General features: G+C 55.4%; 9 protein-coding genes. 5 read left to right on the forward strand and 4 right to left on the reverse strand.

Features of this window, described 5'->3' with window-relative positions; genetic code table 11:
• The first annotated feature begins 25 nt into the window (after positions 1 to 25).
• Positions 26 to 589 carry a prepilin peptidase gene (locus VN12_RS06380; RefSeq protein WP_205855203.1) on the forward strand — a complete coding sequence of 188 codons (564 nt, stop codon included), beginning with the start codon at positions 26 to 28 and terminating at the stop codon, positions 587 to 589.
• 11 nt (positions 590 to 600) lie between these two features.
• Here VN12_RS06380 and VN12_RS06385 read toward each other — a convergent pair whose 3' ends face one another.
• The 3 genes from VN12_RS06385 to VN12_RS06395 all read right to left on the reverse strand — a co-directional run bounded on the left by VN12_RS06385 (position 601) and on the right by VN12_RS06395 (position 3,415).
• Entirely contained in the window at positions 601 to 969 is a 369-nt protein-coding gene (locus tag VN12_RS06385; RefSeq protein ID WP_146676044.1) for a hypothetical protein, read from the reverse strand.
• 9 nt (positions 970 to 978) lie between these two features.
• Positions 979 to 1,779, reverse strand: coding sequence for a 4-hydroxy-tetrahydrodipicolinate reductase (gene dapB, locus VN12_RS06390; protein WP_146676045.1), 801 nt, complete (start codon positions 1,777 to 1,779; stop codon positions 979 to 981).
• Positions 1,780 to 1,981: 202 nt separating this feature from the next.
• Complete coding sequence (locus tag VN12_RS06395; protein ID WP_240491338.1) at positions 1,982 to 3,415, reverse strand: ammonium transporter; 1,434 nt, start codon at positions 3,413 to 3,415, stop codon at positions 1,982 to 1,984.
• 604 nt (positions 3,416 to 4,019) lie between these two features.
• On the opposite strand from VN12_RS06395, the gene rpsP reads away from it, so the two are divergent.
• From rpsP to VN12_RS06415, 4 genes are all read left to right on the forward strand, one after another.
• The gene (gene rpsP, locus VN12_RS06400; RefSeq protein ID WP_205855204.1) at positions 4,020 to 4,340 is read left to right on the forward strand and encodes a 30S ribosomal protein S16; all 321 of its coding nucleotides are present in this window, start codon (positions 4,020 to 4,022) and stop codon (positions 4,338 to 4,340) included.
• 260 nt (positions 4,341 to 4,600) lie between these two features.
• On the forward strand, positions 4,601 to 5,299 hold the full coding sequence (gene trmD, locus VN12_RS06405) for a tRNA (guanosine(37)-N1)-methyltransferase TrmD (RefSeq protein ID WP_146676046.1): 699 nt from the start codon (positions 4,601 to 4,603) through the stop codon (positions 5,297 to 5,299).
• A gap of 12 nt (positions 5,300 to 5,311) precedes the next feature.
• Positions 5,312 to 6,838, forward strand: coding sequence for a beta-Ala-His dipeptidase (pepD, locus tag VN12_RS06410; protein WP_146676047.1), 1,527 nt, complete (start codon positions 5,312 to 5,314; stop codon positions 6,836 to 6,838).
• 2,024 nt (positions 6,839 to 8,862) lie between these two features.
• Positions 8,863 to 10,524 (forward strand): hypothetical protein, encoded by a 1,662-nt coding sequence (locus tag VN12_RS06415; RefSeq protein ID WP_146676048.1) that lies wholly within the window; start codon positions 8,863 to 8,865, stop codon positions 10,522 to 10,524.
• Here the strand turns inward: VN12_RS06415 and VN12_RS06420 are convergent.
• Positions 10,505 to 11,623, reverse strand: coding sequence for a two-component system sensor histidine kinase NtrB (locus tag VN12_RS06420; protein ID WP_146676049.1), 1,119 nt, complete (start codon positions 11,621 to 11,623; stop codon positions 10,505 to 10,507). The two genes, VN12_RS06415 and VN12_RS06420, sit on opposite strands and share 20 nt — an antisense overlap.
• Between the last annotated feature and the right edge of the window lie 98 nt (positions 11,624 to 11,721).

Here is an 11,721-nt window from a genome sequence, read left to right on the forward strand (position 1 = left end):
AAGTTGATATTGTCGGGAGTGCGTGATGAACGGAAATACTTGGATGGATGGCGTGATTTCGAACTGGCACATTTGGTTCGTTTCCATCGTGTTGGTCGTCGCCGCAGTTATCGACGGTTGGAAGCTTAAAGTTCCTAACTGGATCACCTTTCCCATGATCGCGACCGGCTGGATTTACAGCTACGCTGCCGGTGGATGGCCAGGATTGGGATGGAGCCTGCTCGCGACCTTCTTTGGCCTCTCTCTCCTCTACGGCCTCTATATGGTGGGTGGTATGGGAGCAGGCGACGTCAAACTCCTCGCCGGTATCGGCGCATGGGTCCACGCGGAACACACTTGGAATATCTTCGCCGCAACCGCTATCGTCGGTGGAATCATGGCCCTCGCTATGATCGCGTACTCGGGCCGCTGGCGAAAACACTACAACCAATTCAAGATGCTGCTCGGCGAATTCGTCGAAGTCAAAGACGCAGAAGCTCTCTATCAGCGTGCCGCCGAACGGAAGTCGCGAATGTTTCTGCTCCCCTACGGTATCCCGATGACAATCGCAGCGCTCGGATACTTTGCCTTCCAAGGCATGTACCTCTAAGGACTAGCCCCCTATTTCCAGCGATCCGCTGCCCCAGGCAACGGATACTCCACCACCGTGAGAGGTTTTCGCCTCTCACTGCGAATCTCCCAAAGCCGCTGATACGCCACCGTGACGGCTTGAGTTCGCCCCTCTACATACGCGACATCCAAATTCTCTTTGGCAAAGATCGCATGATCGCAGCGCACCGGCTCAAATCTCGAGTCCGCGATAAACTGGGCGAGCGCCGGGATGCACCGAAGATGGCAGTCCGGCTCTAAATGCAAAAGCTCGGGATCGACCTCTCCTAACACATAGCGCAAGTAAAGTTCGCTATCGGTGATATGCTCGACCTCTTCGCCGCATACTTTGCACAAGTACCCTTGATCGCATCGCGCCATGACGGATTGCTATAGCCCCAATACATCGAACATGCTGTAGAGCCCGTTTGGTTTTCCAACCAACCACTTGGCCGCTGCGATCGCGCCCGTCGCATAGCAATCTCGGTTGGACGCCGCCACGCGAAGCTCAATGGTTTCCCCCATCATGCCGAACACAATGGTGTGCTGCCCCGCATCGTCGCCGACACGAACGGCATGATACCCAATCTCATTGTGCGGTCTCTTGCCACACAATCCATGCCTCCCGTGGACATGCTGGGTAATCCCCATGGCTTGCCCGATCAACTGACCGAATTTCAATGCCGTTCCACTGGGACTGTCTTCCTTGAACCGATGGTGACGCTCGATGATTTCGACATCCGCTCCACCGCTCACGTCCCGCAACGCCTTGGCCGCGTATTCCACCAACTTCATTGTGAGATTCACCGCGACACTCATGTTGGGGGCATAACAAATAGGGATGTGCCGTGCCCCCTCCTCCACCTCGAGAACTTGGGCGGGGGTCAATCCGGTCGATGCGACAACGAGGGGAATCTTTCGTTGAACGCAAGCCTCAATGGCTGCTGCACATCCTTCCGGAGAGGAAAAGTCGATCGCCGCATCGGCCCGCTCCGGCCATTGACTCGAAAGTGGCAACCCAATCGGCTCCACCCCAGCCTGGGTCCCTGCGTCGACGTTCAAGTGAAGCGAGCTGGAACGGACAATGGCTCCCACCAATTTCAGCTCTGCGTCGCTGCTCCCCAACGCGATCAATCGCTTCCCGTTGCGGCCCGAGGCACCATGAATTACCAGCTCCAATGGAGTCGACATAACAACAAGTCCCGATGTGCGAGGGAAAAGAATATGGCTTTGACGAAGCTCAATCCCGCTTCGTCGCGAACTCTTAATGTACCGGAGTTCAGAGGGTAGGCCAGGGGAGTCGTGTGTACCAATAAAAGAAGGGCAGCTCTCTTAAGCTGCCCTTCATCGATATGACTAAGCTCCGTGTCGATCACTGATCGACCCAAACTGCTTACGAAACGGTGTAAGCGGTCTCGGCGTGATCGCTCAAATCCAATCCCATCTTTTCCGAATCTTCGGTGCATCGAAGCCCAATGGTGAAGTCGATGAGCTTGAGGAGAATAAAGGAGACAACGCCAGAGTAAACAATGGTCACCGCGACAGCGATCACCTGCTCGGTGACTTGCGCGGAATTCCCGTGAATCAAACCACCCGCTTTGTCGACTCCATAACCTTTCATGGCGAAGATACCGGTCGCAATCGCGCCCCATACCCCTGCCATCCCGTGAACTCCAAAAACGTCGAGGGAGTCGTCGTACTTCATCGCTGGTTTGACGTAGGCCACGAAGATGTAGCTGATGATGGTTCCACCTGCTCCGATGATCAATGCGGAACCAGGAGTAACGAAACCTGCCGCCGGAGTGATGGCAACCAACCCCGCAACGCAACCGGTGATCATACCGAGAGCGGTCGCGCGACCATTTCGGATCAATTCAATCACCGACCAAGTAAATCCAGCTGCCGCGGCTGCAATTTGAGTGGTTACAAAAGCCCGCACGGCTTGATCGCTCGCTCCCAACGCGGAACCGCCGTTGAAACCAAACCATCCGAACCACAAAAGACCTGCCCCGAGAACCGCAAAAGGAAGGTTGTGAGGCGGTGTGATTTGTGCGGGATAACCGCGCCGAGGTCCGATGACGAGGCACGCGACCAAGGCTGCTACCCCGGCGTTGATGTGCACAACCGTTCCACCCGCGAAGTCGAGAGCTCCGATCGGAGTCGCTGTATCGTCAAAGGCACCCAAACCAAAAATCGGATGCGCTGGTCCGTACCATACCCAGTGAGCAATTGGGGAATAAACGATCAAGGACCACAATGCAGTGAATACCAAGAACGCGACGAACTTCATCCGCTCTGCAAAGGCTCCGATGATCAAACCAGGGGTGATGATGGCGAACATCATTTGGAAAACCATAAACGTTTGCTGACTGATCCCCAGCGTCGCTTCCTTAGCAGGTTGCAATGGAGCGCTCTCGGAAACACCCGCCAACATAAAGTGAGTCAGAGGATTGCCGCAGAAACCCTCGCCGACTTCCTCGCCCGAAAACGCGATGCTGTAACCGCAAACCGTCCAAAGGATCGTAATGAGGCACATGCACATGAAACATTGCATGAGAATGCTCAACACATTCTTCCGGCCGACCAATCCGCCGTAGAAGAAGGCCAAGCCCGGACTCATCAAAAGAACCAGCGCACAGCTGGTGAGCAGCCACGCTTGGTCCCCTTGGTTCAATGCGGCCGTCGCCACCACCTCAGTGACTTCCGGCGCCGGCGTCGCCGCTACCTCCGCTGTCTCGGCAACCGCCGCAGCACCTTCCTGCCCAAGGCAGGTTCCAGTCCACAGGACTCCAAGTCCGAGGACCAATCCAAAGAACGCTCTTACCATTTAATACTCCGCCTGGAACTAAACGTTGTCTCTCATCGTGCGTTTTGACGGCTTCGGTGCGGAGAGAATGCGCAACACGTGCCAAAATCCGCTGATAGCAAAAAGAGGACCATTCAATGGCCCGCAAACTGCCGTTTACACGAACGCCAGCATTTTCCGGGGTTTGAGCCAGCAAAAAATCTCAGTCTTATTTGGACATTTCCTCCTGTGCCTAAAAACAAGGCGTCGGCCCAAAGCATGAGCAAATGTCCGAATTCCGGTCTTGAGGCGTCCAAAGGAGCCTTACGCTCGGCACAGCGACACCCAATGTACCACTACGGAGACTGGAGCGGTGAAAGCATGCCCAAAGCGTTCTGTTCGGTTCGCGTTTGTGCCTGTCTATTCACTGAGCACTCCACGGAAGTGGATAAGAGCAGAAGAGGATAAGAGCAGAAATCGCGGGGATTCTGGAGTCCCCACCCGAGGAAAGCGAAACCGTGCGGGGACTGAGTATTGCATTTCCTCCCCGCTCCCAACTTTTTTCGAAATTACGACTCGTCAGGATTTCAAAGACCGTTTATTATCTCGCCTCCCATTTTTCAGTTGTTGACGGAGAAGTAAAACAGTGTCGGTACGAATTCGAATGAAGCGATTGGGTCGCAAGAACCGCCCCTTCTATCGTTTGTGCGCAATTGATCAACGAAGTCCTCGCGACGGCCGCGTCTTGGAAGAGCTGGGCCACTATGATCCGATGTGCAAGGAAGTAGATGCTCGCGCAATCCTCAAGGGTGAGCGAATCGACTATTGGTTGAGCGTAGGTGCTCAGCCTAGCGAAAACGCAGTCGTTTTGATCTCCAAGTACGGATCCAAGGGAACGCATTTGGAAAAGCAATCCGAAGCCCTGACACGCCTTGGCCGCAAGCCCGTTGCTGCAGCACAGAGCTAGTTCTCCTTCGCATCTCGCCTGTCCATGCAAACCCGGGTAATGCGTTCACCGTCCCCGACCGGTGTCTAGGTAACGACCGGTCTCCGACCGGTACGGGTGCTGACGTCGGTCACCGACCATAAGTTGCTGGGTGTTAGCTGTATTCCTACGAACACCTCGCTGCCTGCCCGTCTGCGGACTTATTCCTGTCCGCAGTCAGGAGCTTCCCCGACGCACGCACAATTCGCTCGTGCCTTTGCTTTTTGTAGGTCGGAACCACGATGCTCCGGATCGACATCATTACTCTCTTCCCCCAGATCTTCTCGGGGTACCTCACGCAGAGCTTGCTCGCCAAAGCCATCGCGAAAGGGTTGATCGAAATCGTTGTCCACGATTTGCGTCATTGGTCAACCGACCCCAAACACCATAAGATCGACGATCGACCTTACGGTGGAGGTCCGGGCATGCTGATCCGCGTCGAACCGGTGGTCCATTGCGTGGAAGAGGTCCAGCAGATGGCGGATCGACCCGGCCTCGTTGTTTTGCTCACTCCCCAAGGAGAACCGCTCCGTCAACCGCGCGTGGAGAGCATGGCGCAGACCGGCCGCATCCTGCTCCTGTGCGGTCGCTACGAGGGATTCGATCAACGGGTGATCGATATCCTCCAACCTTTGGAACTGAGCGTCGGAGACTACGTCCTCAATGGCGGCGAAGTCGCTGCGATGATCGTGGTCGATTCCACGGTGCGAATGATTCCCGGTGTGCTCGGCGACGAACAAAGCTCCTGGGATGACTCCTTCTCGCGAGGCAATCGGCTCCTGGAGTTTCCGCAATACACCAGACCGCCGGAATTCCGCGGACACCCTGTTCCCGAAGTCCTTCTCAGCGGCGATCATGGAAAGATTGCCGCCTGGCGCGACGATCAGTCCCGCCAAAAAACCTTGCATCGGCGCAGCGACTTGTTCAAGCCCCCTACCTGACCCGAGTTGACTATGAAGCCTTCGTTTCCAATCCCTGAGCCCAGCGCGGTGTGGGAGCATTTCTTCGATCTCGTAGCAATCCCCCGTCCTTCCAAAAACGAAGGTGCGGCGATCGATCACATCGAGAAATGGGCTTCCAAACTGGGGCGGACCGCCAAACGCGACGGCGCAAATAACTTGTGCGTCCACGTCCCCGCGGCTCGCAAAACCACAGCCTCCCCGGTGATTCTGCAGTGCCATGTCGATATCGTTTCGGTGACCGAGGAAGGAAACCCGTTGGGTGCGGACGCTTCGAACGGAAAGATCCCTATGGAACGCGGGGAAGTCGACCCGAAGCGGGAGAAACGACTTATTCCCAACCCAACCGGCGATTGGATCAACGCCCCCTACACCACCCTCGGCGCGGACAACGGAATCGGCGTCGCCATGATGATGGCATTGGCCGAGAAAAAGGATCTCCCTGTCCCGCTGGAACTGCTTTTCACGGTCGACGAGGAAGCGGGGATGACTGGCGCGATCGGTATGAACCCATCCCATCTAGGAATCACTGGCAAACTCCTTCTCAATATCGATACCGAAGAGGACGACGAAATCACGATCGGATCGGCCGGAGGTCGCGATGTGGAAGTCCAATGGGAAGGCAACTGGGAACCGGTTTCTCCACAGGGAGATTGCTGTCTCGTCCAGCTGAAGATCGATGAACTCAAAGGAGGGCACTCCGGAATCGAGATCAATCAAGGGCGCGCGAACGCCAATCGCTTGGTCGCTCGCATTCTGCACGCAATTCAGTCCCTATCTCCCATTCAATTGACCGACTGGAACGGTGGCAGCCGACGCAATGCGATTCCGGACAAGAGCCAGGCCGGTTTCGTAATACCCCAAAGCGCGTTTGCTGCTGCAAAGAATGCCGCGGAAATGCAGGTCGAGAGCTTCAATCGCTTGTACTCGCAGCGTGACAACCCGATTCACCTTCATATGGAATCGAGCGATGTCCCACCCGTACACGCAATGCTATCGACAGCCCAGTCTGCTCTTTTCGTGCGAATGGCTCAGAGCATTCCGACAGGCATTTGCGAGATGACCCCGGAGCTGCCCGTATTGGTCGAATCGTCCTGCAACATGGCGATCATCGAACTGGGACCGAACAAGCCTGGGCGGATCGTTTGCAGTGTCCGAGGGACGACTCCAGAAGCGCTCTCCGATGTGTCCGATACCATCGTCGCCATCGCAGGTTTAGCCAATGCAACAACCTTGATCGCGGACGGTTACCCCGGCTGGAAACCCCATCTCGACTCCCCACTCCTCGAAGCCGCGGTCTCCTCCTACGAACGACTATTCGGTGAAACGCCGAAAGTGCACGCGGTGCATGCGGGGTTGGAATGCGGACTGTTAGTAGAAAAGATTCCGGGCCTCCACGCCATCTCGCTCGGGCCAACGATCAAGGGGAATCACGCCGTAGGCGAGCGGGTTAGCATTTCTTCGGTCGCCAAGTCCTACCGCTACGTCGAAGCCATCCTTGAAAGCCTTGGGGAAAAGTAGCGAGTAGCGACTAGCGAGTAGCGAGTAGCGAGTAGTAGCCGGTCTCCGACCGGCGAGGGTATTTTGCCTGAAGGGCATGAACACCATAGCCTAGGGCAACGCCCTAGGATCCAAGCTCCCACACGGCGCTTTTGGCTGAAAGCCATAAACAAAACCGATGCACGCTACTACGCCTTCGACCGCCCCTTACCATTAATCACCCCTGTGCTTCCCCCAGCGAAACACCATTAGTCACAACGGTTACTACCGGAGAGACTACTCCAAACAACGCTGCTTATTTTCGTTGCGAGGGAACGGTCGAGGACGAGCCGTTCGACACTGTCGATCTGTTGTCCTCAACAGATCTGCATCGCCTTACGCATCGCGCAAGATAAGTATCTCTCCACGACTGCGTGCGGGACTCTCCAAGACTGCATGAGGGAGAGGTGGCTTAGTCGATAGTAAGGTGGTACTCGGTGCAAGAACGGTCGAGGACGAGTCATTCGACATTGTCGATCTGTTGTCCTCAACAGATCTGCATCGCCTTACGCATCGCGCAAGATAAGTATCTCTCCACGACTGCGTGCGGGACTCTCCAAGACTGCATGAGGGAGAGGTGGCTTAGTCGATAGTAAGGTGGTACTCGGTGCAAGAACGGTCGAGGACGAGCCGTTCGACATTGTCGATCTGTTGTCCTCAACAGATCTGCATCGCCTAACGCATCACGCAAGATAAGTATCTCTCCACGACTGCGTGCGGGACTCTCCAAGACTGCATGAGGGAGAGGTGGTCTGGGCGATAGTAGGGTGGTACTCGGTGCAGGAACGGTCGAGGACGAGCCGTTCGACATTGTCGATCTGTTGTCCTCAACAAATCTGCATCGCCTTACGAATCACGCAAGATAAGTATCTCTCCACGACTGCGTGCGGGACTCTCCAAGACTGCATGAGGGAGAGGTGGTCTGGGCGATAGTAGGGTGGTACTCGGTGCAGGAACGGTCGAGGACGAGCCGTTCGACATTGTCGATCTGTTGTCCTCAACAAATCTGCATCGCCTTACGAATCACGCAAGATAAGTATCTCTCCACGACTGCGTGCGGGACTCTCCAAGACTGCATGAGGGAGAGGTGGTCTGGGCGATAGTAGGGTGGTACTCGGTGCAGGAACGGTCGAGGACGAGCCGTTCGACATTGTCGATCTGTTGTCCTCGACAGATCTGCATCGCCTTACGAATCACGCAAGATAAGTATCTCTCCACGACTGCGTGCGGGACTCTCCAAGACTGCATGAGGGAGAGGTGGTCTGGGCGATAGTAGGGTGGTACTCGGTGCAAGAACGGTCGAGGACGAGCCGTTCGACATTGTCGATCTGTTGTCCTCAACAGATCCCTCCGTCGATCCTGAAAGGATCAAAGCTTGTAGCCGGGGGTTGAGCGCAAGCGATACCCCCGGTCCCCCCCACCTCTTTTTCAATCCAAAAGGGATTAAAGAAATGCAATGGCTTGATCCAGAAAACAACGCGAAGATGCTCATTCGTGCGGCTCGCATCCGGTCGGGATGCTCAATCCATCGGGAATCCAACCGGGGGTATCGCATTCGCTCAACCCCCGGCTAATGGCTCGAGTCCTTTCAGGACAAAAAGAGAAGAACGTTCGACATTGTCGATCTGTTTTCCTCAACAGATCTGCATCGCCTTACGTATCGCGCAAGTTAAGTATCTCTCCAAGACAGCGTGCGAGACTTTCCAAGACTGCGTGCGGGAGAGGTGGTCTGGTCGATAGTATAGTCGTACTTCGCGCAAGAACGATCGAGGACGAGCCGTTCGACACTACAGCCACTCGCCACTCGCCACTCGCCACTCGCTCCCTGCTCCCTGCTCCCTGCTCCTTGCTCCTTGCTCCTTGCTCCTTGCTCCACCCGATAGGTGACTAGAAACGTCTTCTCCGAAACCCAAGGGTCGGCGAGGGGTTATCATGCATTGCGTCGGATTCAGTCGTTGCAGGTGGTTGCAACGGTATTCCCCAGCCATGCGAGGAAAACCAGGGCCATGTGTCGAGAAAAAACATCCATTCCCAATTGCACACGGTTCTCCTGGCTCTCCGTCGCTTCCCTAGGGATTTTGCTCGCGTTCTCTCTCCCTCTGCACGCCAAAGACTATTTCCTCGTCATCGGAGGGGGTCCCAACAAAGAGCAGAATCAAGCCTCCATGGAGGCCAATGTTCTGTTCCTCAACAAAATCCTGGCGTCCAAGGCTTCTCCGGATCGGGAGGTATCGATCTTCTTCGCCGACGGAGAAAACCCCGACGCCGACTTGCAAATCATCTCGCCTACCCCACCGTCCGACACCCCTGTCCTCGATCTACTCCGTCGGCTTCATCGCCGCGGCCCAGGAGCCAACTCGCAAACGATCGAATATCGAAACCACGACGTTCCGGACGTACTAGGATCGACGCATGTCCGGCGTCTGGAGCGGGCGATTCGCGGCATCGGGGAGCGAGCCAAATCAGGCGATCGCGTCTTCCTCTATGTCACAGCCCATGGTTCCGCTGGCCCTCGAAGCAATCCCCAGAACACCCGCATCGCATGCTGGGGGAGCAGCCTGCCCGTTTCGCAACTGATGGAGTGGCTTGACGATTACCCGAAGGATGTCCCCGTCATTTCGATGATGGCGCAGTGCTACGCAGGAGGATTCGCGAACATCATCTTCGACGACATCGAAGATCGAAAGAAACCAAGCGACCACCTTCGTATCGGGTTCTTTGCGCAACAGTACGACTTGCAAGCGGCAGGTTGCCGTCCCGACATCGAACGAGACGAGGAGTTCAGCAGCTACTTCTGGGGTGCGATCTTCGGGGAGATGCGAAATGGAACGAAAATCGTCAATGCAGATCTCAATGAGGATGGTCGGATCTCATTCGAGGAAGCCTTCGTGTACGCGGTCTGCCAAGGGGACACCATCGATATTCCACTTCGGGGTAGCGATTTGTTTTTGCGAGCATGGAGTCATATCCCGGATTACACGCTAGCACGTGATCGCTATCGAAGAGGAGGACCGCCTGTCTCGCGAGATGGGGACACCAAGGACACAAAGGAATCCGAAGAGGATCACGACATCGCAGCCAACTCAGTGATGGACCCGATTGACCTTCAGCATTTCGAAGGCACCTTCGCCCATTGGGTGTCGCAATCGCCCCGCTCGCATCAACGCGTGATCGAGGAACTGTGTCGATCGCTGGAAATCGATCTCGAGGAGCGAATTGAAGACCTGGCAAATCGGTTGGACAACTACCGCCGCAACAGTCGCAACCTTGGTCCCAGCCGCCGAGGAAGATTCAATTCGGGACGGCGCGAACTTCTTGAGGCCATCGCAAAGGAATCCCCCGAACTGGAAGATCCCGACACCTGGGAACAATCCGACGCTTGGAAGGATCGCGATCAAAGAGCTTGGATGTCGGAGATCGAAAAGCTGCCCGAGTATGCGACCTATCAAAAGCGTATGGAAGAGAGACAGAAAGCAGACGCAATCGGAGAAGAGAACGAGCTCCAAAGCGTGAAGTACCGCCGACTGATCGAGACACTGGAAACCGTTCTTTTAGAGATAAACCTGCCTCGGATTGCCCCCGTCGACGTTCAAGAACATTATGCACTGATGCGGGCACTCGAATCGGTCGAACTATCACCACCGTCCACTACATCGGTAACTCCATAACGATGACTGCACCATGCGCATCGGGATGGCGATGCTCGTTATTCCCTACATAGATTTTCCCTGCATGCGCCTCCACGAGCCGGTTGCAGATGGCCATCCCAAGCCCCGTGCCCTTGGTTTTTGTTGTGTAGAATGGCTCGAAGATGCGTCGTTTCTGTTCGTCATCCAAACCAGGACCGTCGTCGGTAAAGGCAACTTGCAGGTATTGCTGCGAGCCATGGCAAATCGGTCTGCAAGTCGTATAGAGAACACTATTGCTCGGGACGACCGCTAATGAATTCTCGTAGATGTTTCGAATCACTTGCGAGATCCGACTGGCATCGCAGTAAATCGCCGGACAGGCCTCGCAGTTAAGCACGAGCTTGATCTTTATTGGGGTCCAGACCTCGCTCAAATTGTTCCAAACGTCCAAGCAGAGTTCGGAAACGGTTTGCCTGGTTTTTCCCAATTGAATGGGGGCAGCATAACTCCGGACTTCCTCGTAAAGCGTTTGCAATTCCACCAACGCCGACCGGGTGCGTCGGACCAAGTCCTGTTGCTCGGGCGCGGTTTCCAAATCGAGATCGAGCATGTCCAAACAAGCTCTCGATCGCTGCAACGCATTGCGGCTTTCATGGGCCAACCCCGTGACCATCTGCCCAATCGCCGCCAATCGCTCGCTTTGAATCAACCGCAACTGAGCATCGCGCAGATCCGCCTCGTTTTGCTGCCGCTCGGTCATATCTCGCATGATACCGGTGTAAAGAATTCGATCCCCCACATGTACTTCGCTGATCGCCAAATCGATAGGGATCAGACTTCCATCGGCTCGCTGCCCAAGCACTTGTCGACCGATTCCGATAATCTTTCGTTTGCCGGTTTCGTTGTACGACTGAACATATCCATCATGGCGAGACCGATCCGGCTCGGGCATCAAAACCGATACATTCTGATTGATCAAATCCTGGGGCTTATAGCCGAATAACTTTTCGACCGATCGATTCGCATGCAGAATTTTACCCCGCGCGTCGATGGTCACGATCGCATCGACCGCAGTGTTCAATACCGCATCGAGCAATGCGGAATCCAGTTCATTGAGATTTCCCTTTTCTAACGTCATAAGCTTTCCATCAATCTCTGATTCCCATCCAACCCAGAATGAACGATTTGGGCGCCGCGCGGAGCGCGGTGAACACCGGCCGGAGACCGATTACGGCG

This window comes from Pirellula sp. SH-Sr6A (assembly GCF_001610875.1).
In the GTDB taxonomy this organism is placed as follows: Bacteria; Planctomycetota; Planctomycetia; order Pirellulales; family Pirellulaceae; genus JBKCUI01.